The 25,417-nt window shown below is 27.6% G+C and carries 27 protein-coding genes (1 of these 27 only partly in view); 12 read left to right on the top strand and 15 right to left on the bottom strand.

Annotation, left to right across the window (positions count from 1 at the left end):
* Positions 1 to 135 precede the first annotated feature (135 nt).
* From ruvX to mazG, 4 genes are all read left to right on the top strand, one after another.
* Positions 136 to 549, top strand: a complete 414-nt coding sequence (gene ruvX / locus BLT70_RS04905) for a Holliday junction resolvase RuvX (protein ID WP_091892224.1) — start codon at positions 136 to 138, stop codon at positions 547 to 549.
* A gap of 238 nt (positions 550 to 787) precedes the next feature.
* A complete protein-coding gene (def, locus tag BLT70_RS04900; protein WP_091892222.1) occupies positions 788 to 1,378 on the top strand; it encodes a peptide deformylase in 591 nt (196 codons plus the stop codon).
* 133 nt (positions 1,379 to 1,511) lie between these two features.
* On the top strand, positions 1,512 to 1,937 hold the full coding sequence (locus BLT70_RS04895; RefSeq protein ID WP_091892220.1) for a DUF5606 domain-containing protein: 426 nt from the start codon (positions 1,512 to 1,514) through the stop codon (positions 1,935 to 1,937).
* Positions 1,938 to 2,064: 127 nt separating this feature from the next.
* On the top strand, positions 2,065 to 2,844 hold the full coding sequence (gene mazG, locus BLT70_RS04890; protein WP_091892218.1) for a nucleoside triphosphate pyrophosphohydrolase: 780 nt from the start codon (positions 2,065 to 2,067) through the stop codon (positions 2,842 to 2,844).
* A gap of 442 nt (positions 2,845 to 3,286) precedes the next feature.
* Here the strand turns inward: mazG and BLT70_RS04885 are convergent, their stop codons facing one another.
* Positions 3,287 to 5,923, bottom strand: coding sequence for a valine--tRNA ligase (locus tag BLT70_RS04885; RefSeq protein WP_091892216.1), 2,637 nt, complete (start codon positions 5,921 to 5,923; stop codon positions 3,287 to 3,289).
* A gap of 124 nt (positions 5,924 to 6,047) precedes the next feature.
* Between BLT70_RS04885 and BLT70_RS04880 the strand changes: the two genes are divergently transcribed.
* Entirely contained in the window at positions 6,048 to 6,458 is a 411-nt protein-coding gene (locus BLT70_RS04880; RefSeq protein ID WP_091892214.1) for a DUF1573 domain-containing protein, read from the top strand.
* Between the two features lies 1 nt (position 6,459).
* On the opposite strand, the gene BLT70_RS04875 is transcribed toward BLT70_RS04880, so the two are convergent.
* Positions 6,460 to 7,674 carry an aspartyl protease family protein gene (locus BLT70_RS04875; RefSeq protein ID WP_231962822.1) on the bottom strand — a complete coding sequence of 405 codons (1,215 nt, stop codon included), beginning with the start codon at positions 7,672 to 7,674 and terminating at the stop codon, positions 6,460 to 6,462.
* 269 nt (positions 7,675 to 7,943) lie between these two features.
* Between BLT70_RS04875 and BLT70_RS04870 the strand changes: the two genes are divergently transcribed.
* The 3 genes from BLT70_RS04870 to BLT70_RS04860 all read left to right on the top strand — a co-directional run bounded on the left by BLT70_RS04870 (position 7,944) and on the right by BLT70_RS04860 (position 12,083).
* Entirely contained in the window at positions 7,944 to 9,134 is a 1,191-nt protein-coding gene (locus BLT70_RS04870; protein WP_091892210.1) for a pyridoxal phosphate-dependent aminotransferase, read from the top strand.
* Between the two features lie 63 nt (positions 9,135 to 9,197).
* Positions 9,198 to 10,229, top strand: coding sequence for a UDP-N-acetylmuramate dehydrogenase (murB, locus tag BLT70_RS04865; RefSeq protein WP_091892208.1), 1,032 nt, complete (start codon positions 9,198 to 9,200; stop codon positions 10,227 to 10,229).
* A 231-nt stretch (positions 10,230 to 10,460) separates the two neighbouring features.
* On the top strand, positions 10,461 to 12,083 hold the full coding sequence (locus tag BLT70_RS04860) for a sulfatase (RefSeq protein ID WP_091897418.1): 1,623 nt from the start codon (positions 10,461 to 10,463) through the stop codon (positions 12,081 to 12,083).
* 130 nt (positions 12,084 to 12,213) lie between these two features.
* On the opposite strand, the gene BLT70_RS04855 is transcribed toward BLT70_RS04860, so the two are convergent.
* From BLT70_RS04855 to BLT70_RS04800, 12 genes are all read right to left on the bottom strand, one after another.
* Positions 12,214 to 12,930: a DUF2490 domain-containing protein gene (locus BLT70_RS04855; protein ID WP_091892206.1), complete on the bottom strand. Its 717-nt coding sequence runs from the start codon at positions 12,928 to 12,930 to the stop codon at positions 12,214 to 12,216.
* A gap of 10 nt (positions 12,931 to 12,940) precedes the next feature.
* Entirely contained in the window at positions 12,941 to 13,507 is a 567-nt protein-coding gene (locus BLT70_RS04850; RefSeq protein WP_231962820.1) for a DUF4956 domain-containing protein, read from the bottom strand.
* Positions 13,508 to 13,558: 51 nt separating this feature from the next.
* On the bottom strand, positions 13,559 to 14,311 hold the full coding sequence (locus tag BLT70_RS04845; RefSeq protein WP_091892202.1) for a polyphosphate polymerase domain-containing protein: 753 nt from the start codon (positions 14,309 to 14,311) through the stop codon (positions 13,559 to 13,561).
* A gap of 246 nt (positions 14,312 to 14,557) precedes the next feature.
* On the bottom strand, positions 14,558 to 15,967 hold the full coding sequence (locus BLT70_RS04840; RefSeq protein WP_091892200.1) for a CotH kinase family protein: 1,410 nt from the start codon (positions 15,965 to 15,967) through the stop codon (positions 14,558 to 14,560).
* A gap of 24 nt (positions 15,968 to 15,991) precedes the next feature.
* Positions 15,992 to 16,306, bottom strand: coding sequence for an EF-hand domain-containing protein (locus tag BLT70_RS04835; RefSeq protein ID WP_091892198.1), 315 nt, complete (start codon positions 16,304 to 16,306; stop codon positions 15,992 to 15,994).
* A gap of 192 nt (positions 16,307 to 16,498) precedes the next feature.
* Positions 16,499 to 17,170: an SCO family protein gene (locus BLT70_RS04830; protein WP_091892196.1), complete on the bottom strand. Its 672-nt coding sequence runs from the start codon at positions 17,168 to 17,170 to the stop codon at positions 16,499 to 16,501.
* Complete coding sequence (locus BLT70_RS04825; RefSeq protein ID WP_091892194.1) at positions 17,139 to 17,753, bottom strand: toxin-antitoxin system YwqK family antitoxin; 615 nt, start codon at positions 17,751 to 17,753, stop codon at positions 17,139 to 17,141. The genes BLT70_RS04830 and BLT70_RS04825 overlap by 32 nt, the downstream gene beginning before the upstream one ends.
* Positions 17,754 to 17,755: 2 nt before the next feature.
* Positions 17,756 to 18,517 (bottom strand): YHYH protein, encoded by a 762-nt coding sequence (locus BLT70_RS04820; RefSeq protein ID WP_091892192.1) that lies wholly within the window; start codon positions 18,515 to 18,517, stop codon positions 17,756 to 17,758.
* Positions 18,518 to 18,662: 145 nt separating this feature from the next.
* Positions 18,663 to 19,145 (bottom strand): hypothetical protein, encoded by a 483-nt coding sequence (locus BLT70_RS04815; protein ID WP_091892190.1) that lies wholly within the window; start codon positions 19,143 to 19,145, stop codon positions 18,663 to 18,665.
* Between the two features lie 5 nt (positions 19,146 to 19,150).
* Positions 19,151 to 19,468: a hypothetical protein gene (locus BLT70_RS04810; protein WP_091892188.1), complete on the bottom strand. Its 318-nt coding sequence runs from the start codon at positions 19,466 to 19,468 to the stop codon at positions 19,151 to 19,153.
* 90 nt (positions 19,469 to 19,558) lie between these two features.
* Positions 19,559 to 20,140: an RNA polymerase sigma factor gene (locus tag BLT70_RS04805; protein WP_091892186.1), complete on the bottom strand. Its 582-nt coding sequence runs from the start codon at positions 20,138 to 20,140 to the stop codon at positions 19,559 to 19,561.
* 81 nt (positions 20,141 to 20,221) lie between these two features.
* Positions 20,222 to 21,052 (bottom strand): mechanosensitive ion channel family protein, encoded by an 831-nt coding sequence (locus BLT70_RS04800; RefSeq protein WP_091892184.1) that lies wholly within the window; start codon positions 21,050 to 21,052, stop codon positions 20,222 to 20,224.
* A 136-nt stretch (positions 21,053 to 21,188) separates the two neighbouring features.
* On the opposite strand from BLT70_RS04800, the gene BLT70_RS04795 reads away from it, so the two are divergent.
* From BLT70_RS04795 to lipA, 4 genes are all read left to right on the top strand, one after another.
* Positions 21,189 to 21,392: a membrane or secreted protein gene (locus BLT70_RS04795; RefSeq protein WP_091892182.1), complete on the top strand. Its 204-nt coding sequence runs from the start codon at positions 21,189 to 21,191 to the stop codon at positions 21,390 to 21,392.
* 15 nt (positions 21,393 to 21,407) lie between these two features.
* Positions 21,408 to 22,511 (top strand): glycosyltransferase, encoded by a 1,104-nt coding sequence (locus tag BLT70_RS04790; RefSeq protein ID WP_091892180.1) that lies wholly within the window; start codon positions 21,408 to 21,410, stop codon positions 22,509 to 22,511.
* A complete protein-coding gene (locus tag BLT70_RS04785; protein WP_091892178.1) occupies positions 22,502 to 23,065 on the top strand; it encodes an RNA polymerase sigma factor in 564 nt (187 codons plus the stop codon). Before BLT70_RS04790 ends, BLT70_RS04785 begins: the two co-directional genes overlap by 10 nt.
* 276 nt (positions 23,066 to 23,341) lie before the next feature.
* The gene (gene lipA, locus BLT70_RS04780) at positions 23,342 to 24,214 is read left to right on the top strand and encodes a lipoyl synthase (RefSeq protein WP_091892176.1); all 873 of its coding nucleotides are present in this window, start codon (positions 23,342 to 23,344) and stop codon (positions 24,212 to 24,214) included.
* A 96-nt stretch (positions 24,215 to 24,310) separates the two neighbouring features.
* Here the strand turns inward: lipA and BLT70_RS04775 are convergent, their stop codons facing one another.
* Positions 24,311 to 25,417, bottom strand: partial view of a GlmU family protein gene (locus tag BLT70_RS04775; RefSeq protein ID WP_091892174.1) — the 3' portion only. 69 nt of this gene lie beyond the right edge of the window; the window shows 1,107 of its 1,176 coding nt (coding positions 70-1,176); its start codon lies off the right edge, out of view; the stop codon is at positions 24,311 to 24,313.

The raw sequence follows: 25,417 nt of genomic DNA, 5'->3' as shown, positions 1-25,417 counted from the left end.
AGATACATTTTTTAAACAGATATTCCTCCTTTGTTTAAAATACAAAAGCGTTTTCTATCTAACTTATTGATAATATTCTCATTAATTTATCTTATTAAAACTATAAACTTTATTTTTGCAAAAAAAGTATACAAATTGGGAAGAATTTTAGCGATTGATTTTGGAAAAAAAAGAACAGGAATTGCAGTTACAGACGAATTGCAAATTATTGCTTCTGGTTTAACAACTGTTAATACGGATGAAATTTTCGCGTTTTTAAAAGAATACATTTCTAAAGAAAAGGTAGAGCTTTTTATCGTTGGAAAGCCAAAACAGATGAATAATACGGATAGTGAAAGTGAAGCTTTGATACTGCCGTTTCTAGAAAAATTATCCAAAGAAATACCACAAATTAAAGTAAAAAGGGTCGATGAACGTTTTACTTCTAAAATGGCTTTTCAAACCATGATTGATGGAGGTTTAAAGAAAAATCAGCGTAAAAATAAAGCATTAGTAGACGAAATTAGTGCCACAATTATTTTACAATCTTACTTATATAATAAAAATTGATATCTTTACTATGTAACTGTTAAATTGCATGTTTAAAATGTAGTATTCTTAAATACAAATTTGCTTTACAACAGCGTTTTTATTTTAAAAAAAAATCTATCCTTTTAAATACCTTTAGTTTCTTAAAACCATAGTAAGTGCATAACTTGTTAAAATTATTGATTATTAAAATTCATAATTCAAAAATTGGTAATTCGTAATTCTAAATTGTACTTTTGCAATCAATAAAAAATTAAAAATGATATTACCAATTATAGCTTATGGAGATCCTGTTCTTAGAAAAGTAGGAACAGAAATTGACAAAGATTATCCAAAATTAGAAACATTAATTGCCAACATGAAAGAAACCATGTACAATGCTTCTGGTGTTGGTTTGGCGGCCCCTCAAATTGGACTTGCAATTCGTTTATTTATTATTGATGCTTCTCCTTTTGCTGAAGATGAAGATTTAAGTGATGAAGATAGAGCAACTTTAAAAACATTTAACAGAGTTTTTATAAATGCACAAATCGTTAAAGAAGAAGGTGAAGAATGGTCTTTTAATGAAGGCTGTTTAAGTATTCCTGATGTTCGCGAAGATGTATCTCGTCAACCAAAAATAACGATTGAATATCAAGATGAAGATTTTAACACACACACAGAAGTTTTAGAAGGACTAGCTGCTAGAGTTTTTCAACATGAATACGATCATATTGAAGGTATTTTATTTACTGATAAACTTTCTACACTTAGAAAAAGGTTATTAAAAAAGAGATTAGAAAATATTTCTAAAGGAAAAGTTAATGCAGATTACAGAATGAGGTTTCCTAATTTAAAAAAAGGTAAATAAAACTAACGTCTTTTAAATTTTACTATAAATCAAAAAAAAATGATTTATAGTAATAAATATACTTAAAAAAACAACAATTTTCAATTAAAAAAAACTCTCGATAATTATCGAAGAGACAAACAATATATAAAATATGGAATTTAATAAAATCATTTCTGTTAACGGTAAACCAGGTTTATACCAAGTAGTTTCGCAATCTAAAAATGCAATAATTGTAGAATCTTTAACAGACAAAAAACGTTTAGCAATTAACTCTACACAAAATGTTAGTTTGTTAGAAAATATTGCAATTTACACGTATGAAGAAGATGTGCCTTTATTAACTATTTTTCAATCAATGTTTGAAAAAACAGAAGGAAAAGAAGCAATTTCTCACAAGGAAAGTGGTAAAAAATTAGCTGCTTTTTTTGCTGAAATTTTACCAAATTATGATGAGGAGAGAGTGTATGCTTCTAACATTAAAAAAGTAATTCAGTGGTATAATTTATTAGTAGTTTCTGGAATGGATTTTTCTAAAACCGAAGAAACAACGACTGTAGAAGATACAGAGAAAGAGTAAATTATATAGTTGAGAGTATTCAATAGCAATAATTAGTATCAGTTTACAGCACCAAAACAGCTGTAAATAAATATACTGAATTCTTAATACTCTAAGGCTTTGAAACTTTGAAACTCTAAGAAAAAAAATGAATTCAAGAAAAGAACAATTAGCAGCTTTTAATCGTTTGTTAGATATTATGGATGATCTTCGTGAGAAGTGTCCGTGGGATAAAAAACAAACCTTAGAAAGTTTACGTCATTTAACAATTGAAGAAACGTACGAATTAGCTGATGCTATTCTTGATAACGATTTACAAGAAATAAAAAAAGAATTAGGTGATGTTTTGTTGCACATTGTTTTTTACTCAAAAATTGGAAGCGAGAAAAAAGCTTTTGATATTGCTGATGTTGCAAACGCTATTTCTGATAAATTAATTCATAGACACCCTCATATTTATGGCGATGTTGTTGTTAAAAATGAAGAAGATGTAAAACGAAATTGGGAACAACTAAAACTAAAAGAAGGAAAGAAATCTGTTTTAGAAGGTGTTCCTAAAAGTTTGCCAGCGGTTGTAAAAGCTAGTAGAATTCAAGAAAAAGTAAAAGGTGTTGGTTTCGATTGGGAAAAACCCGAACAAGTTTGGGCAAAAGTACAAGAAGAACTTACAGAATTAAACGAAGAAGTAAAAGCAGGCAATAAAGAAAATACCGAAAAAGAATTTGGTGATGTTTTATTTTCTATGATTAATTACGCTCGTTTTATTGGCGTAAATCCAGAAAATGCTTTAGAAAAAACGAATAAGAAATTTATAAATCGTTTTCAATATTTAGAACAAGAAGCTAAAAAAGAAGGCAAAGAACTATCTGAAATGTCTTTAGTAGAAATGGATATTTATTGGGAAAAATCGAAAGAATTTTTTAAATAATTTACAATAAAATAATCAAAAAAAAATCCTTCAAGTTTTAAACTTTGAAGGATTTTTTATATTAAAAAAAGTTATAATTAGCTCTTTATTTTTTCATCAGAAATTAAAGCAAAGAATTTGTCTAAATTTGGTAAAATTATAATTTTAGTTCTTCTATTTCTATCGTTGTTTTTTGAAGATTTACTTTAACATTTGTTTACTGACTCTCTAAAGCAACATACTTTTTTTTGGAAACACACGATGCTGCTACTAAAATTAGAGCTAAAATGGGGATGATTGTTTTTTTCATTATTTTCAGTTTTGTTTGTTATTATATAAAACTTGAAAGAAGTAAATACATTATACATTTAGATAAATCTTAACATTTTTTAAGTTTTAACTAAAAAACCATAATAGAAAGTCTATTATGGTTTTTTTAATTATAAAATATCTAAAATAAATCTTACTGCAACGAAGATAAACTACTTTTTATAGTTTCAATTTTTGCAATAGTATCTGCCTCTTTTTTACGTTCTAAAGCCAATACTTTTTCTGGTGCATTAGATACAAAACGCTCGTTAGAAAGCTTTTTATTTATTCCGAATAAGAAACCTTCTGCTCTTTTTAACTCTGTTTCTAATTTTTTAATTTCTGCTTCAACATCAATATTTTCTATAGAAATAGGAATAAAATACTCATTAGATTTTACTCTAAATGATGCTCCTTCTACTTTTTCTGAAACATAATTTATAGCTTCTGTATTTGTTAATTTTTGAATAACAGCATCAAATTCTTTAGAACTTTTTTCTGCATCAACAACAAATAATTCTACAGCGTCTTTAAAAGAAATATTTTTATCTTTTCTGATGGTTCTAATACCTGAAACTATATCTGTAGCGAATTCAAAATCAGCAATAATCTGAGTATCGAATTCTTTAATTTCTGGATATTTTGCAATAACTAAAGCTTCTTCTGTAGTTCTATCTGCAATATATTGCCAAATTTCTTCCGTTAAGAAAGGCATAAAAGGGTGTAAAACCTTTAAGTTATTTTCTAAAACTTCAATAATCGCATCAAAAGTCTTTTTATCAATTGGTTGTTGATATGCAGGCTTTACAATTTCTAATAACCATGAAGAAAAATCGTCATTAATTAATTTGTAAATTGCCATTAAAGCGTCTGATAAACGATATTTAGAAAAATGATCTTCAATTTCTGCCAATGTTTTTTGAAACTTAGCTTCATACCAAGTCAATCCAATTTTAGCCGTTTCTGGTTGTGGTAAGCTTGCATCAACTTCCCAACCTTTTATCAAACGGAAAGCATTCCAAATTTTATTTGCAAATCCTTTTCCTTGCTGACATAAATCTTCATCAAACATTAAATCGTTACCTGCGGCAGAACTTAATAAAAGTCCTACTCTTACTCCGTCTGCTCCATAATCGTCAATTAATTTTAATGCATCTGGCGAGTTTCCTAAAGATTTAGACATTTTACGTCTTTGCTTATCTCTAACCAAACCTGTTAAATACACATTCTGGAAAGGTTTCTCGTCTTTATATTCATAACCTGCAACAATCATTCTTGCAACCCAGAAAAATAAAATATCTGGTCCTGTAACTAAATCGTTTGTTGGATAATAATATTTAATTTCTTCGTTCTCTGGATTTCTAATTCCGTCGAAAACAGACATTGGCCACAACCAAGAAGAAAACCAAGTATCTAGTGCGTCTTCATCTTGTTTTAAATCTGATGTTTGTAAATTTGATTTTCCTGTTTTTTCTTTAGCTAAAACTAAAGCATCATCAATATTTTCTGCAACTACAAAATCCTCTTTTCCATCTCCGTAGAAAAATGCAGGAATTTGTTGTCCCCACCAAAGTTGACGAGAAATGTTCCAATCACGCACATTTTCCATCCAATGGCGGTATGTGTTTTCGAATTTCTTTGGATATAAATTGATTTCAGCATCTTCACCTAAAACAGCATCAATTGCAGGTTGTGCTAAATCTTTCATTTTTAAAAACCATTGATCAGACAATCTTGGTTCTATAACGGCTTTTGTTCTTTCTGATGTACCAACTTTATTTGTATGAACTTCAGTTTTTACTAAAATTCCTTTTTCTTCTAATTCTTTAGCAATTTCTTTACGAACTACAAATCTGTCTTTTCCTTGATAATGTAATCCAAAGGAATTTAAAGAAGCATCATCATTAAAAATATCAATAACTTCTAATTTATGCTTATCACCTAAATTCTTATCATTCTCATCGTGAGCAGGCGTCACTTTTAAACAACCTGTACCAAATTCTAAATCTACATATTCATCTTCTATAATCGGAATAATTCTTCCACAAAGCGGCACAATTGCTTTCTTTCCTTTTAAATGTGTAAAACGCTCGTCATTTGGGTTGATACAAATTGCAGTATCTCCAAAAATAGTTTCTGGACGTGTTGTTGCAATTGTTAAAGTATCTGTAGAACCTTCAATCTTATATTCTAAATAGTACAAGTTTCCTTGTCTTTCTTCGTGAATTACTTCTTCATCAGAAAGTGTCGTTTTAGCTTCAGGATCCCAGTTTACCATTCTGTAACCTCTATAAATTAAACCTTTGTTATATAAATCAACAAAAACTTTAATTACAGATTCAGACATTTCTGGATCCATTGTAAACGCAGTTCTTTCCCAATCACAAGAAGCTCCAAGTTTTTTTAATTGTTCTAAGATAATTCCTCCGTATTCATCTTTCCAATCAAAAGCATGTTGTAAAAACTCTTCTCGAGTTAAATCGCTTTTTTTAATTCCTTGTTCTTTTAACTTTGCAACAACTTTTGCTTCAGTAGCAATAGATGCGTGGTCTGTACCTGGAACCCAACAAGCATTTTTACCTAATAAACGTGCACGTCTTATTAATACATCTTGTATGGTATTATTTAACATGTGCCCCATGTGTAAAACTCCTGTTACGTTTGGCGGCGGAATTACAATTGTGTAAGGCTCTCTTTCATCTGGCGTTGAATGAAAATAGTTATTTTTCATCCAGTAATCGTACCATTTATCTTCTACTTGTTTTGCATCGTATTTAGATGGAATTGTCATACTTTGGTATCCTTTTTGATATATAGTTGGCAAAAATACAATTATCTATTTTGTAGAAAAAATAGATTGATTGATTTTTTAAAACAAAAAATAAGTTATAATTTTACACTATAAATTTCTAATTATGAAAAGCCTTACTTCTATTTTAGTTTTATTTTTAATTTCGTTTTCTATAAACGCACAAGAGTTTAAATTTGAAAAGGAAACAATTAATTATGGAAAAATTAATAAAGGTGCAGATGGTGAAAGGATTTTTACATTTACAAATATTGGCGATCAACCTATAATTATAAAAAGAATACAATCTTCTTGTGGTTGCACGGTTCCTAAAAAACCAGAAAAACCAATTATGCCTGGAGAAAAAGGCGAAATAAAAGTTTCTTACGATACAAAAAGAGTTGGTGGTTTTTCTAAATCTATTACTATTTTCTCTAACGCTACAGAAGCAATTAAAGTTCTTAGAATAAAAGGAATTATTAGCAATGGCGTATCTTTAGAAAAAGAAAAAAGTATGCTTTCTAATTCTGAAATCTAGTTTATATTTTTTTTTCTAAACGGAATTCAAATTTTAATTCTTCTCCGTTTCTATTAACAATAATTTTTATTTTCTTATTATCCTTTTCTTGAAATTTAAATATTATTTTATTTAAATTTAAATGATGAGCTGGTGTTCCATTTATTTTTAAAATAATATCATCTTTTAATAATCCTGCTTTTTCTGCTGGCGAATTTTTTAAAATACTTTTTATTTTAAAAGACGATTTAAACTTATAAGAAAAACTTGAAATATAATTTATAGAATTATTAAGGTTATATTCATTATTATTAGAATATGGCTTCAAAACTTGTTCTTCAACTAATTGTTTTCCATTATAAATTACATCTAAACCTGTCATATTATAATTAAATCCTTTAGTAAAAGAGCCATTTTTTTTAAACGTAATTTTTTTACTCGGATAATCAAACCATACTATAAATCTTTTTAAAATACCGCCACCAATACTACCATTTCTCTCCTTAAATCTTCTTGCGTTTTTTGTAGAAATTGTATCTAAAAAAGAAACAGTAGGGTTTTCAATTTCAAAATCTCCTAATTTAATTTTCGGAATTCTACTTCTATTTCCATAAATATGTCCGCTTAAACCTTCGCCTAAAATATCATTAAAAAAACGTATTGGTGTTTTTATTTCTTTTTTAGAATTTTCAAAAAGCCAAATAGCATCACTTCCTCCAGAATCTATTAATAATTTTACATCAGTTAAAACATTACTTATTGTGTCAATTTGAACTTTGGTATTTATATATGGTTTTTTCTGATAAAATTCTAAAGGGAAAACCTCACATTTTCTACATTTTTTATAAGCATAGCTTTTAGGATTATAGAAATCTATTTTTTTAGATTTATAATTTATTTTTACCACAAAATTTCTTAAAATATTGTATCCAATTATTCCGTGAATTGTAATACCCATTTTACTAGATAAATCAAAATAATCATTTAAAAGAACATAAATAGTTTCATTATTACTTGCAATATTTTTTATTTTGATATTATTTTTTCTAGATAACAAAGCACCAACTGGCTTGCCTTCTCCTAAACCTTGAAGCGAAAATTTTTCAACATCATTTAAACCAATACTATCATTTTGACTAATATTAAAAAGAATAGTTCTTGTTACACCAGAATCTAAAATAAAAGATAACTCTTTACCATTAATCACTAAAGGAATCACAATCAAATTATTAATCAACTTAAAATTAACACGTTGATGCTTTTTACTTTGATTTATAAAACGAAAACTTTCTTGAGCTTTTGCTTTTAAAAAAAAGTAAATAAAATAATTATAACTAGTTTTAATGTTCTTTTCAAAAAATAAAATTTAGATTTTAATGAAGATACAAATTAAGAAACTGATTTAAAAAGTTTTATTATAAATTTTACATTTAAAGAAACTTAATTTAAAATGCACATCTAAAAAATATTTCGCAAATTTGCATACAAATAAAGTAATTCAATATTATGCCAACAATATCTAAAAAAGGAATACAAATGCCAGAATCGCCAATTAGAAAATTGGTGCCATATGCAGAAGATGCTAAAAAAAGAGGTACAAAAGTATTTCATTTAAATATCGGTCAACCAGATATTAAAACACCACAAGTTGCTTTAGATGCTGTAAAAAACAATAATATTACAACATTATCTTATGCACGTTCTGAAGGTTCTGAAGAATACAGAACTAAACTTGCCAATTACTATAAAAACCATAATATTAATGTTAATGTAAATAATATTGTAATAACAACCGGTGGTTCTGAAGCCTTACTTTTTTCTATAGGAAGTATTACAGACCCTGGTGATGAAATTATAATTCCAGAACCTTTTTATGCAAATTACAACGGATTTTCTACTGCTTCTGGAGTTACTGTAGTTCCTGTAATTTCTTCTATTGATAATAATTTTGCTTTACCCAAAATTGAAGATTTTGAAAAACTTATCACAAAAAAAACAAAAGCAATTTTAATTTGTAATCCAGGAAATCCGACAGGATATTTATACTCTAAAGAAGAAATTGAAAAACTAAAACAAATTGTTTTAAAGCACGATTTATATTTAATTGCCGATGAAGTTTATAGAGAATTTACCTACGATGGTTTACAACACACTTCTATATTATCTATAGAAGGCTTAGAGCAAAATGCTATTGTAATAGACTCTGTTTCTAAACGTTACAGCATGTGTGGCGCAAGAATTGGTTGTATTGTTTCTAGAAACGAAGAATTTATTAAAACTGCTATTAAATTTGCACAAGCTAGGTTAAGCCCGCCAACATATGCATTAATTGCTAGTGAAGCAGCTTTAGAAACACCACAAAGTTATTTTGATGAAGTAATTGAAGAATATGTAGAAAGAAGAAATACATTAATTACAGAATTAAAAAAAATTGAAGGTATAAAAGTTGCCAATCCAAAAGGTGCTTTTTATTGTGTTGTAGAATTACCTGTTATAGATTCTGATGATTTTGCGCAATGGCTTTTAGAAGAATTTAGTGATAATAATGAAACCGTAATGGTTGCGCCCGCAAGCGGATTTTATTCTACTGCTGGCGAAGGTAAAAAGCAGATAAGAATTGCATACGTTTTAAATAAAAAAGACTTAATTAGATCTGTAGAAATTTTAGCTAAAGCTTTAAAACAATACAATTCATAAACTTATTTTTGAACAAATTCGGTTTATATAAATCGTATACATTCAAATAAAAAATATTTTTTTTTGAACATTCAACAAAACAAATCTTTAAAAAATTATAATACGTTTGGTATTTCTGTAAATGCCAAACGTTTTATTTCTATTGATTCTGTATATCAATTACAACAACTTTTAAAAGTTGAAAAAGACCTTTTTTTAATTTCTGGCGGAAGTAATATGTTGCTTACAAAAGATATTAAAGAGTTGGTTGTTCACATTAATATTAAAGGAATTTCTATTGATAAAGAAAATGAAAACGAAGTTTTTATTACGGTAAATGCTGGCGAAAGTTGGCACGAATTTGTAGTTTGGTGTGTTGAAAATAATTATGGCGGAATTGAAAACTTATCTTTAATTCCTGGTAATGTTGGTACTTGCCCTATTCAAAATATTGGTGCGTATGGCGTTGAAGTAAAAGACACAATTACAAAAGTTGAAGCACTAGAAATTGAAACTGGTAAATTAGTTTCTTTTTCAAATGATGAATGTAATTTTGGATATAGAAATTCTATTTTTAAAAACGAAGTAAAAGGGAAATATATTATTACTTCTGTTAGTTTTAAATTAACTAAAAATAAGCATCAACTAAACACTTCTTACGGTGCAATTGATGTTGAATTAGCATCCAAAGAAATAGAAAAGCCTACTTTAAAAAACATTTCTGATGCTGTAATTACTATCAGAAAATCGAAACTTCCAGATCCGAAAAAAATAGGAAATAGTGGTAGTTTTTTTAAAAACCCTGTAGTTTCTAAAAAACAGTTTTTAAAAATAAAAGAAGCAAATTCAAAAGTACCTTTTTATGAAATAAAACCTTTAGGCGACTCTAAAGGTGACGTTGAATATAAAATTCCTGCAGGTTGGTTAATTGAACAAGCTGGTTTTAAAGGAAAACGTTTTGGCAATTATGGTGTTCACGAAAAACAAGCATTGGTTTTGGTAAATTATGGCAATGCCACCGGATTAGAAATTTATCAGCTTGCTGAAAAAATAAAACAGACAATTCTTCAAAAATTTGGTATTTCTTTAGAAATTGAAGTAAATATTATCCTTTAAAAAACTCATCAGAAAATCTGATTAAAGCTTTATTTATAATTTACTATTATGATAAATTTATAAATAGAATTCTAAACTTATAAGAAATTAAACTAAGTTAAATTTATTTTTTCGGATAAAATACCCACATATTAAGGTAATTTATATGAAGTATTATTGTTGATTTTTTTGCTATTTTGATATTCTAAACACACAATAGTTTATAAGTTGAATTATTCAAATACTTCTAGAATGAAAAACAAGTTTTTACTAAGTACTTTATTATTATCGATTGTGATTTCTTTTACAGGATTCTCTCAAAAGAAAAAGCAACCAAATGTATTATTTATTGCCGTAGATGATTTACGTGCAGATCTTGGAACTTATGGTTCTGATGTTGTAATATCTCCTAATATTGATAAGTTGGCAAGTGAAGGAATTCAATTTAACAAAGCCTATGTTCAGCAATCTATTTGTGGGCCTTCTCGTGCAAGTATTTTAACTGGATCTCGTCCAGAAACAATTAATGTTATCGATTTATTTCAAGATTTTAGAGCAAACAGACCAAGTATTGTTACGTTACCTCAGCATTTTAAAGAGAATGGATATGAAACTGTTTATCTTGGTAAAGTTTTTCACGGAAAATATAACGACCAAGAATTGTCTTGGAGTAGAAAACCTACTATAGTAAAATTAAATGATAATATTCCTGAAACTTCTGGTGGTTATGCACTTGCAGAAAGCCAATTAATGTATTTAAAAAACAAGATTGCTTTAGAAGCTAAATATGGCGAAAAACTTATTCGTGAAAACTGGTTAGATAAAGGACCGGCTTTAGAATCTGCAGATGTACCAGATGAAACTTATGAAGACGGACATAACACACTTTCTGCTATTGCAACCTTAAATGAAATGGTTAAAAAAGACGACAAACCTTGGTTTCTTGCTTTAGGATTTAAAAAACCGCATTTAGATTGGATTGCTCCAAAAAAATATTGGGATTTATATGATGAAACAAAAATTCCTATTGCTACAAATGTAAATCCGCCAAAAGATGGTGCTGCAATGGGTTTATCTGAATCTTTAGAATTACGTGTTTCTGCTGATATACCTAAAACTGGAGAATTTAGTGTAGAATTACAGCAAAAATTACGTCACGGATATTATGCGTGTATTAGTTATATTGATGCTCAGGTCGGTAAAATGATTCAAGCTTTAAAAGATTCTGGAGAGTATGAAAATACAATTATCGTTTTTTGGTCTGATCATGGATTTAATCTTGGAGAAATGGGTTATTGGGGAAAAGCTACAAATTATGAAATTGCAACGAGAGTTCCTTTTATTATTTCTGCACCAGGAATTACTGATAAAACAAAAGGGCAAAAATCTGATGCGTTGGTAGAATTACTAGATTTATATCCTACTTTATGTGATTTAGCTGGTTTAGATAAACCAAGTAATTTAGAAGGTAAAAGTTTATTGAAAAATTTAAAAAAGCCAAAAACAAAATCTCAAAAACCTGCATTTAGTTTATTCCCAACTCCGGCATTAAGAGAATGGGCAGCAAGACCATTTACACCTCCTTTTAGAACTACTTTTTTTAAACCTTTAATTGTTAAAATTGAGAATAAAATTAAAGCTCAAATGGGAGAAAAATGGGATAAAAAAACTTTTGAACAATTTGTTATGGGCTATGCAATGAGAACAGATGATTATAGAATTGTAATTTGGAAAGATAGAAGAAAACCTAAAGAAACACCTTTATTTATAGAACTTTATGACCATAGAACAAACTCAGATGAATCTGTAAATGTTGCAGCTCAAAATCCTGAATTGGTAAAAAGACTTGTTAATCAATTTAATAAGATTTACTAGAAAATAATTAGTACAAAAAAAAAGTCCAAAACTATTAAATATAGTTTTGGCTTTTTTTTGGGGACTAAATTTAGAAATAAAATACGTAGAAAAATAGCTTTAATTTTCTACGGATTTCATTTCTAATTTACTAGTTTTTAATATTATAAATAAAACTTAAACCTAAAATATTCTTAGTATCAGGAAAATCTACATTTAGCTCTTTCTCAAATCGATAAAACAAACCTACTTTACCAATATTCTTAATTTTATAATCTGTGCCTAGCGTTAACCTATATTTATTAAAACCATTTTCTTCTCCTTCTTGAAAACGATTAAATATTTCTGCAGAAAATTTAGGGTCTAAACTCCAGTTATTAAAATTGTATTCTACAGATGTTTTAAAACGAATATTCTGATTTACATAATCTCCTTCATCCGCAGAAACACCTAACTCATTTTTGTTTTGATAACGTAATCGATATCCAAGGTTAAAATTATTTATTTTATGTTTATAAGCTGCATCAAACTGAAATCTAAAATGATCTTCATAACCTTGTATGTTTCCTGTGTTATCATTTTCTCTTATATATCTAATTCCTGCGCCTAATTTAAAATTATTAAACAGTTGATAATCTGCATTTAATTGTGTAAAAAAATTATCGGTTTCAGAAAAATTTTCTTTTAATCTAAATTGTTCTTCTAGACCAAAACTCCATTTTTTATTAAGCTTATACTCTACTCCTATTGTGCTCCAGGATGCCCAATCTGTTTCTCCTTCTGATTGTGCTAAATTTACACTCGTAAATAACACAATATTTAATAGTACTAATTTTAAAAATAACTGGTTGGTTTTATTGCTTTTCATCTTTAAAAAATTATATATTTATCTGTTTATTTTCATAATAATAAATAGTAAGCGTAGCAACATCTTTTAAGAAATCTACATTACCAACTGATATTGAATTAATAGTTATTCCTGTTCTGTTTTCTAAATCATTTTTTAGCAAATTGTAATTTTCTGGTTTAATATTCTCAATATTTTCATAAACAATAGTTTTAGAAACTACTTGTTTTAGAGCCCAATATTTTTCTATAAAAACTAGAACAACAACAATAATTGCATTTGCAGAAAGAATTTCTGCATAACTCATTTTTTTATTTGCTAATGAATTGATGATAGATACACCAATTACAACAAACAAATAAGTCATTTCTTTAATATCAACAGGATTAGTTCTGTAACGAATTATGCCAAAAATGGCAAAAAGACCTAATGCCATACCAATATCCATTTCATATTTTTTTAATGTAAAACATAGAAAAAACACAATAATGCTTATTAAATAGTAGGTAAAAACGTAATCTTTTCTTTTTGAATTTGGGTAATAAATAAATCTAATTATTAAAGTTAAAAATATAAAGTTTAGTGTAAATCTAAACATCATTTTAAAAAAGTCTTGGTCGAATAGTGGTATATCTAAAAATTCCATAAATTATTGAGCTATTATATTATTAATTTTGATTAATTTTTTTTTGAAAATATTATATTTTAAATCTTTGTAAAGACTTATCATTCCTATACAATACTTGCTAATGCTATAAGGGTTTTGCCTTAATGCTTTTAAGGCTTTTACGATTTCTGATTTTCTATTAAACCGTTCTTGCTTTAATTCTACAATTACTAGATTCTTAAAGTTTTTTTCTACTTCATTCATTTTATAAGAAAGATTTAAATCTAAAGTAACTCGTTCTTTCTCTTTAAGGTTTACCAACGTAATTCTATTAAAACCGTTCCATAAACTTGGTTTTAAATTATATTCTTTGTCTGTAGTTGATGTTATAAAATCTAAGGAAGTATTCGTTAAATCTAGTTCGAAATCATTAACTCTTATTCTCGATTTATTGGTTTCTCCTTTACCATTTTTTTGTTTTATTTCTAGAAAACAAAGATTAGATTCTACATATTTACGTTGTCTTATTTTAGTTCTATTAACTTTGCCGTTATGATGATCGTTATAAAATTTATTTTCAATAGTATCAAAATACAAAGATGAATAAGTCATTATTCTATCACTTTTAATTTCTAAAACTTTATAATCGCTATTTAAATTTTCTAGCATTAGAACCAATTGAGTTTTATTAATTACAAACTTTGTATCTGTTCTTTTCATTAAAGCAACACTATTCATTTCTTCTAAAGAAATGGGTAAAAATTCTGCTATTAATTTTTCAATATTTCTTTGCATACATAAAATTGATTTTAATATTAAATTATTGTTACTAAATTGTTACTTTAATTTAGATGCTGTTTACCTTAAAAACTTGTTGTTGTTTTGTTAAAAAAAACCTAATAAAAAACCATTTTAAATAAATTAAGAGCTGTAAAAAATATCTTTAAAAAACTTATGTAATATTTATTCTAAAAAAAGGCTCCATCAAATAAATGATGAAGCCAATTAACCAAACTCAACTAAAATGTTTTATATAATTTATTAATTTAAATAAGAAGTTACAACAGATTTACGAGATGTTGCATGTGCTTTTAATGTACTTACAGCCGATTGAAAATCTGAACTTGAATTTAAAAATGTATAACCACTAACTTCTGATGTTGCATATTCTTCTACTAAAGAAGCATAATTAGTGTATAATGCTTGAATTGTAGTTTCATTAAAAGCACCATTTATAACCTCTTCTACATAAGCATCATATTTTGCTTTATATACATCATCTTGATATAAATAACCTATTAAAGGCCATTGAGAAGAACTTAATCCAGAGAAATTTAAAGCTAAAGAACCACCTTGATTTCCTGTTTGTAGAGCTTCATTATTATCCCAAGGAATCCAATTTAATTTGCTTGTTGCAGGATTGTTGTACAAAAAGTAATTATGTGTCATTCTACCATAAGTATCCCAATTTTGGATAACCGTATTAACTGCTAAATATTTTATAAAAACATCTGTATCAAAAACTGTTTCTAAATTAGTTCTCCAAGTTTCTGCATCCGAAGTTCTAGAACCATCATGCAAAATTGTTAGTAAATTTTGTACATCAGTAAAATCTGCTTCATCTTCATTATTTTTTTTCACATATTCATCTTCATCAAAAGTTCCATTTGCAAAAGATGCAGCATCTCCATCTGGTTTGTATAAATTTCCATTATCATCAGAAAATTGATCATCTAAAACAGTGTCATCTACTTCTTCTACCAAAGTGTACAAACCAAAATATTGTGGTCCATTACCGTTATCAACATAAACAGTATAAAAAGCTGTATGAGAAACTGCTAAACCAGCATTTCTAAAAATATCTGCAGCAACTTTTTCTCTTAAGTTAGATTTGTCATTGTAATTATTTTTAAGACTTAATTTCTTAAATCCGTAGAAACGTTGATTTTCAATTTGTGGATAATCATCTTCAAACTCATCAAAATCTAATTTAAATGATAGTTTTAAAATTCCACTAGACCAAGAACTTACTAAACTTGAATTTCCTTTAAAACGAACACCAACTTTATACCATTCTTTACCATTATAAAAAACTTCACTTGGTACAAAAATTGGATCTTCATCATCATTTGAAAAACTTCCTCTACGAGAGCCAAAAGCACCATACATAGATGTCATATCTGATAACATACTTTGCCAATTACTTTCTGTAATTACAATATCTAATCTTTTTACAGCATTATCTTCAAATACTTCATCAAAATTTGGATCTGCGTCTTTACTATGAGTTTCGGTTGTCCAATCTGTAGCTTCAAAATCTGTATCATCTATATCAACAACAATTTCTTCTTCTTCTGCCGCTGCATCAACATCAGATATATCATCACTAGAACAAGATAAAAACGAGGTAACTATTAATGCAGAAAACATTATGGTTTTTAGATTTTTCATTGTTTTATTTTAAATTGTTATTATTTAATTTCTTGGTCTTTCATTTCTTTCTGGTTTTGGCGCATTTTTTAATTCTTCTTTAGAAATAAAACCATCATCATTTGTATCTATTTTAGAAAAACTTTGTGATAAAGGGCCTTTTGCTTCACTTTTAGAAATTTTACCATCTTTATTAGCATCCATTTCTGTAAAAATAGTTTCTAAATTTGGGCGTTCTCCACCTTTTCTTTGTCCTGATCTTTCTGTTCTTTCTTCTTTAGCATCTGCTGTAGATTTACAAGAAATTGTTAAGGTTGCTATTGTTAATAAACTTGCTATAATAATTGTACTTCGTTTCATGTTATTTTACTTTAAATTAATTTATTTGTTATGTTTTATAAGAGTTTAGATGCTCGTATTTTTAAAAACTTGTGTTGGTCTTTGTTAAAAAAAACTTAATAAAAAAAGTTTATTAAAATTTTTATTGAATCAAAAAAAACCCCATCAAATTAATGATGGAGCAAATCAACCAAACTCAAAATAAAAAAATTTCTATTCTTCTTTTAATGTTTTAATATCTGCAATTAATTGAGCTACAGAATTCTTATTTAAACCATTATAAATACCTCTTATATGTTTATTTGTATCAATTAACACAAAATTTTCTGTGTGTAAAAAATCATCAATTCCTTTAGGTTCTCCTAAATCTTCTTCAACAAAATAAAATTTTCTACCTAAATCGTAAATTTCTTTTTTATCACCTGTAACCAAATGCCAATTTTTTCCAACACCTTTTTCTATTGCGTATTTCTTTAATTGTAGTACAGAATCTATTGACGGAGTTACAGAATGTGAAAGCATTAAAACATTAGTATCATCTTTAAATGCTTCTTGCACTAAAGTCATATTTTTTGTCATCATGGGGCAAATTCCTGGGCAGGTTGTAAAAAAGAAATCTGTCACATAAATTTTATTCTCAAATGTTTTTTGAGTGATGTTTTTTCCATATTGATTTGTTAAACTAAAATCAGGAATTTTATGAAATGTTTTTAATTCATCGCTTTTAACATCTATCCATTTTGGTGTAAAAGAAGCTTCATTATAATAAGGAAGTGCATCAACTCTGCTTGTAACATCATCAGTTTTTACTTTTTTACAACTTAAAAAGAGTAAAATCCCTAGTAATAAAAAACTATTTTGTTTTATTTTCTTCAACTTTTTCATTTTTTAATTGATAACATAAAGTAGCGCGACTCATACCAAATGTTCTACCATTTTTTGCTTCGTAATTCACATAAATCTTTCCGTTTTGTAACCAAGCTCTTTGCAATCCATTTTCTTTACCATTTAGTAAATTTCTTTCTTTAGATAAGCTTCCGTCTGGAAACCATTGACGTTCAACTCCTTGTTTTTCGCCATTCTTATACGTACTTTCTAAAGCTAAAACCCCATTCATCCACCAAGCTTTATAACTATCTACAAGTACATTTTGATTGTAATGTGTTTCTAATTTCAACACTCCGTTTTCAAACCAAACTTTATAAACTCCTTGCTTTTTTCCATTAAAAAAACCAGTCTTTTCTTTTAGAGAATCATTTGAATAATATTTAACAGCAAACCCATTATACAATTTATTTTTATAATACCAATTGCCTTCATTACCATTTAAAACCAAGCTATCTTTATGAACAATATTGGCAGCATCAATTACTATTTTTTCTGATTGATCACTTTCTACATCGTTATTATTAGTTGTAGTATTACAACCAATAATAAAAATCAATAAAAATAACTTAACTGTTTTCATATTTAATATCCTTTATATGGACCTGCAAATGCAATATAAGAACCTGTTGTTGAGTATAATTCATTAATAATATGATAATGATATTCTTCTACTCCACCTGTATATTGAGTGGTAGTTATATGACCGCCTGAAGTATCTAAATCTTCTGGATATGTTCCTGTAGTATTACATTTTCTACCGTAAAGAAAAACGCCATCTAATAAAATACCAACTAAATTATCATCATCATTAGAAAAAGCTTTTGGCTCTAAATGATAATGATAAACTCCAGGCCCAATATGAGCTCCTGTCCAATCTAAACTTCCTGCAGCAGAACTTAAAGCTCCATTTCCTTCTTGATCATTAAATATTGATGCTCCACTTACAGCAATACCAATAGTATTTAACTCTGTGCTAACTGAACTACCTGTTAAATTAGGCGTTGCATCTACAGTAATAGTAGTAGCATTATTATTACTAGTCATTAATGATGGAGTTGTACTTACATCGGGTTCATCTTTGTATAATGAACTACTTGAACCCCAATACACACTTTCGTGATTTGGTAAACCTGTTGTTTCTATCGTTACTTTTGTACCTCCGCTAGATAAATAAATATCTGTTGCTTCTGTATTAAATTGAGCAAAAGCTGCATGTAATTCTGTAACGACAGTATCATCAGTAGCTGTTGTATCTGTATCCGTTAAACTTTCTGAGCTACATGAAACTAATCCTATAAATAATATCGATAAAAGTGTTGCTTTCTTAATAAATTGATTTTTCATTTTATGGTTATTTTTTGGTTTGTATTATTTTAGATGCCCATTTTTATAAAAACTTGTGCTGTTAACATAACTTTAACCAAACTAAAAAAAGCCTTGCTAACGAATTAGCAAGGCTTTTTTTTATGAATTTACCACAACAAAAGAATTATCTTGGTGGCGGTGGAGGCATTCCTCCTTCTCTTGGTGGTGGACCTTGACTTTGACCTTGATTACTTCCTCTTATAGCTTTATTAATAATTTTATCAAATTTTTCTTGTTGTTCTTTATTACAAATTTTTCTTACAGACTTAAAGAAACGAAAAACTTCTATTTCTTTTTTTGCTTGTATCGAACCAATTACCGTGCTTAAAGAATCGAAATTAATAGTTTCATTAGAAAAAGAATTGAACAATATATCTTTATTCCTTCTTATTTCATTTTCAAAACTCATCATGTTTTCTTTGTGAGCATTGTCTAAATTTATAAATTGATCTTTTTGATTATCAGAAAACTGAAGCTCTTCAATTAAAAAATTTCTTTCTTGTTGAGCCCCTAGATTTTGATGTGGTTTGTTAATCAACATAAAAATTAAAACACCATTCAATACAATTAAAAGTATTAATAGAATTGGAAGTAATTTTGTTTTCATAATCTCTAATTTAATAATGAAGTAGTTTCTGATTGTAAAGAATACTCTTGTGCAAAGGATTCTAAACTTGAATTAGAAGTATTTTTCTGTGATGAAAATGCATACAAAATTGCGCTTGCATTTAACAACAAAACGAATGCTAAAGTAGCCATTTGAAATTGCGGAGTAAACCAAGCAAAAAGGCTGGTTTTCTCTTCTTTCTGATTCTTTAATTGCTGAAGTACTTTATGCTTAAAAAAGTGATTTACTTTTACTTCTTCAATAGCATCTAAAGTATTAAAAGTAGCTTCAACTTGCTGATTTATATGTTCTTTATTTTTCATTTTTAATCAATTTTTAAAAACAATTACAACTATTTAGATGCAAGAAAGTATAAAAACTTGCGTTACTTTCTATTTTTTTTACTAAATAATTTATGATTTATCATTTTTATAAAAATTTTCTAATTTTACTTGTAACCCTTTTTTTGCTCTAAACAATATAGATTCTACAGATGATAAACTTTTACCTGTAATTTCTACAATTTCTTGATAACTTTTTCCATCAATTTTAGCCAATGTAAAAATTACTCTTTGATTTTCTGGCAACGTATGTATCGCTTTAAAAATAGTTGCTGATTTTTCTTTGTTTTCTAATAAAATACCTGGATGATCGAACTCTGTAAAATAACTCGTTTTATCTATTGGAATTTCATTTCCCATAATTGTTTGCATAAACGCAAAACGTTTTTTTGTATTCTTTTTTCTGATGAATTCTAGAGATTTATTGGTAGCAATTCTATAAATCCAAGTAGAGAGTTTAGAGTCTCCTTTAAAACTAGAAATCGATTTAAAAACTTCTAAAAAAACTTCTTGCGCAATATCTTCTGCATCTTCTCTATTAGGCACAAAAGAAATACAAGTACCAAAAACTTTCTGCTGATAATCATCTAAAAGTTGACTATATGCAGTTTGTTTTCCAGCCCTTAAATCCTTAATAAAACTTTTTTCTTCCAATGGATAATTTATCTGGGGTAAACATACAAAAAAAGACTGCTTGGTAAAACAGTCTTCTTTTAAAAAATGTATTTTTATAATTTATTTTGTCATAGTAACTACTCGTTGTGGCAAAGGTGCTTCATAATTAGCTTTTCCAAGAGCTTCTACTATTTCTTGTCTAGTATCCCAATATACTTCCCAATAATTTTCACAATTTACATAAGGTAAAGCTAATAACTCAACACTATTAACACCTAAATTATTTACAGCAACTCTTGGTGCTAATGCGCCTTCTTGTAAAATATATTTATCATTTTTTAAAACATCTAATACAATTTGTTTTGCTTTTGCAATATCAGAACCATATCTAATTGCAAACGGCATATCTATACGTAAGTTACCTATTTTAGTTAAATTGGTTATTTTATTAGAAGTAATTGAAGAGTTTGGAATGATTTCAGTTTCATTCTGAAACGTTTCTATAACGGTAACAAAAACAGATATTTCTTTTACAAAACCAAATGCACCATTTGTTTTAATTAAGTCTCCAACTCTAAATGGTTTAAAAATAAGTAACATAATTCCAGATGCAATATGTCCTAAAGAACCGTTAAAAGCTGCACCAATTCCTAGACCAACACCAGCTAATAAAGCTGCGAATGAAGCCACAGGGAAACCAACGATTCCTGATATAGAAACAATTAATAATAGTTTTAAAAGAAAACCAATTGTAGTTAATAAAAATGGTTGTAAAGTTTCATCTAATTTTGTTTTCTCAAACATTTTAGAAATACCTTTCATAATCATTCTAATAATCCAAAGCCCTATAACTAAAGCAGCAATTGCACCAATTAATTGAAGCCCCCAATCTCCTAAACCTGAAGAAATTGAATTGTAAAAATTTTTTAAAGATTCTGTAGTTGTTTCCATTATATATTATTTTTTAAACATTTATACTCTGTAATTTCGACACATACTTTTTTAAAAAGTCACTTTGCAAAATATTTACAGTAGAATTTTTTAAGAGAAAATAAGAATATGTATCTTTGCTTTATAATTACTTTTTATGAAATTATTATTGCTTACTTTAGGTTTATTATTACTTGCGGTTGCTGGAATTGCTATTAAAATTTGGGCAAAAAAAGACGGTAAATTTGCAGGTACTTGTGCTAGTCAAAACCCTGCGTTAAATAAAAGTGGAGAGTCTTGTGGTTTTTGTGGAAAAACTCCAGATAAATTTGATACTTGCTCTGAACCACAACATAATTAATCTGTTTAAATAAGTATGATTTTATCTGTAATTTTCTACGCCTTTGTAGTATGTGCAGTAATTCAGTTAACTTATTTATTTACTTTTTCTAGTTTTCTTTTTAAACCAAAAAGAAGTAGAAAAACTAAAATAGAAATTCCTGTTTCTGTAATTATCTTAGTTAAAAATCAGAGCGAAAAACTTCTAAAATTAATTCCTTTAATTTTAGAGCAATCTTATGAAACATTCGAAATTGTTATAATAAACAATGCTTCTTCAGATGATACCAATGATATTATTGAATTATTTTCAAAAAAACATACAAATATAAAAGTTGTACAAGTAGAAAACAACGAAGCTTTTTGGGCAAGTAAAAAATACGCCTTAACTTTAGGTATTAAAGCGTCTAAATACGATCATTTGTTATTTACAAATGCCAATTGCAATCCTGTTTCTAAAGATTGGATTTCTGAAATGAGTAAAAAATTTACTTCTAAAAAAGAAATTATATTAGGGTATAGAAAGTATAAAAAAGAAAAATCTATCTTCAATATTTTTGTACGTTTTGATAATTTATTAACTGCAATTAAATGCTTCGGATTTGCAAAAATGAATTCACCTTTTATGGCTTTTGAAGGAAATTATGCATATGATAAACCAACTTTTTTTAAAGTTAATGGTTTTATAAATCATATGAAAATTAATTTTGCCGAAGCAGATTTGTTTATTAAAGACGCTTCTCAAAAAGAAAATACAACTTTTTGTATTTCAGAAAGTAGCTTTACAGAAAAGGATACACCAAAATCATTTTCTAAATGGTTTTCTGATAAAAAAGATACAGCATTCATCAGAAAAAAATATATGTTTAAGCATCGTTTTTTATTAAATACATTTGCTTTCACTAAGATTCTTTTTTACATTTTAGCAACCATTTTATTTTTTACATATCCTTACCAAATAACACTATCAATAGTATTGTTTTATTGTTTGGTCTATTATATAATAATAGGTATCTCTGCAAAGAAACTTAAAGAACCTCAAATTATATTTTTCTTACCTTTTTTAGAAATTGGTTTATTATTGATTCAAATTACTATATTTATATCTAATTTGAATTCAAAACCATCTCATTGGAAATAAACGATAAAAAACTTGAACAAAATATATCTAAAGCTAAAGAAGGAAACCAAGCAGCATTTAGATATTTGTTAGAGACTTTTTGGCCTGTAGTATATAATTATCAATTAAAACGCACAAAAAGTGAAAATGATTCTGAGGATATTACGATTCAGACTTTCTCTAAAGCTTTTGATAAAATACATACTTTTGATGAAAATTACGTTTTTAAAACATGGTTAATTGCCATTTCTAAAAATGTACATATCGATTTATTACGCAAAAAAAATACTTCAATTTCTATTGAAACTACAAAAGAACAAGAAGAAAAAGTGTATTTAGTTGTTGATGAAAATCCTACTCCAGAAGATAAAATTATTGGAGAACAAAATTTAGCTAAGCTGTTAAAAGACATTAAAAAACTTAAACCTAAATATCAAGAAGTTATTCAATTACGATATTTTCAGGAACTTAGCTATAAAGAAATTTCTAAACAAATTAACGAACCAATGAGTAATGTAAAAGTAAAACTTTTACGAGCAAAAAAATTGTTGGCAGAAATTATAAAGAGAAATTAAGTACAAAAATACTATTCTTTTATTTTCTGATAAAAAACTCAAATATTGTTTTTTATCACATTGGCTTTAAAATTTATCTTTTGATGAAATAAAATTTGAAATCAGAAATAAAAGAAATTGAACAATCAGTTGAAATATCAGAAGAATAAAAAAAGCTATCTTTTTGAGATTAAAACTTACTTATCAGAAAAAAGTAAATCAATCTGAATTCTACACCTTTTAACATTTTTCATTCCTTTTTTTCTTCGTAAATTTGCTTTTCAATTACGATATAAAATGGCAATAGAATCTGTAATACTTCCTACTGAGAAACAAAAAAAACCAAAATGGTTACGTGTAAAATTACCTGTTGGTAAAAAATATACAGAACTTAGAACTTTGGTTGATAAATATAAGCTAAATACTATTTGTACAAGCGGAAGTTGCCCAAACATGGGAGAATGTTGGGGTGAAGGAACTGCAACATTTATGATTCTTGGTAATATTTGCACGCGTTCTTGTGGATTTTGTGGTGTAAAAACCGGAAGACCAGAAACTGTAGAATGGGATGAACCAGAAAAAGTTGCTCGCTCTATAAAATTAATGAGCATTAAACATGCTGTAATTACTTCTGTAGATAGAGATGATTTAAAAGATGGTGGTTCTATTATTTGGGCAGAAACTGTAGAAGCTATCCGAAGAGCAAATCCAACTACAACTTTAGAAACTTTAATTCCTGATTTTCAAGGAAACACAACTCAAATTGATAGAATTATAGAAGTTCATCCAGAAGTAGTTTCTCATAATATGGAAACTGTTAGAAGGTTAACTCGAGAAGTTAGAATTCAGGCAAAATACGATAGAAGTTTAGGTGTTTTAAAATACCTAAAAGAAAAAGGGATGCGTACAAAAACAGGTTTAATGCTTGGTTTAGGAGAAACGGAAGAAGAAGTTATACAAACAATGAAAGACTTACAAGGTGTAAATTTAGATATTTTAACAATTGGTCAATATTTACAACCTACCAAAAAACATTTACCTGTAAATGATTTTATCACTCCAGAACAGTTTAAAAAATACGAAACTATTGGTTTAGAAATGGGCTTTATGTATGTAGAAAGTGGCGCTTTAGTAAGATCTTCTTACAAGGCACATAAACATGCAGTTTAAAAATTAGCATTTTCTTTTAATTAGAAAATAATATTTATTAAATATAAAAACCATCTCATTTGAGATGGTTTTTATATTATAGACTAAATCTATATTTTAGTAATTTCTATATTTTTTTGTTTCCTCAAAAACATTTTCTAAAATTCGTTGTTCTACTTGATTGAAATTGATATTTCTACGTTTCATAACAATTTCTGCAACTTCAAAAACTTTATCGGTTTTATATTCTGTGAAGCCAGATGCGCCACCCCAACTAAAAGAAGGAACAAAATTTCTTGGAAATCCGCTTCCATAAATATTTGCTGAAACTCCAATAACTGTTCCTGTATTAAACATGGTGTTAATTCCGCATTTAGAATGATCTCCCATCATTAATCCACAAAATTGTAAACCAGTTTTTGTAAAACGACCAGTTTCATAATTCCATAGTTTTACTTCAGCATAATTATTTTTTAGATTAGAATTATTTGTATCTGCACCTAAATTGCACCATTCTCCTAAAACTGAATTTCCTAAATATCCTTCATGACCTTTACTCGAATATCCGAATAAAACAGAATTACTTATCTCTCCACCAACTTTACAATAAGGTCCTAAAGTAGTTGCTCCGTAGACTTTTGCACCCATTTTTAAAACAGAATGTTCGCACATTGCTAAAGCGCCTCTAACAACGCAACCTTCCATAATAACTGCATCTTTTCCAACATAAATTGGACCATTAGTTGCATTTAAAGTTGCAAAAGTAATTTCTGCGCCTTCTTCTATAAAGATGTTTTCTTTGTTTAAGAATCGAGTTCCTTCAGGAATTGGTTGAGATGTTCTACCTTCTGTTATCAAATCGAAATCTTGCTGAATAGCAACATTATTTAATGAAAAAATATCCCACGTATTTTTAATTTGAAGAAGCTCTTCATCAAATTCAATTTGTTTATACTCTTCAAAATTAACTTCTTCCTGAGAATCCGAAGTAAAAAAAGCAATTACATCTTCACCTTTAAAAATAGCTTCATTTTCTGATAAATTTTTAATTTTTTCTACCAAACTCTTTGTTGGACAAAAAGATGCGTTTATCAGAATATTTTGTTCCAACTCAACCATTGGATATTTTTCTTCTAAATATTCTTCTGTAACTGTCGTAGTTGTTGAGCCTAAATAATTTTCCCATTTTTCTCTAATGGTTAAAATACCTACTCTTAAATCTGC

It is taken from the genome of Polaribacter sp. KT25b (assembly GCF_900105145.1).
In the GTDB taxonomy this organism is placed as follows: Bacteria; Bacteroidota; Bacteroidia; order Flavobacteriales; family Flavobacteriaceae; genus Polaribacter.
The sequence above is the reverse complement of the archived record's forward strand: the minus strand, read 5'-3'. Positions and strand labels throughout refer to the sequence as shown.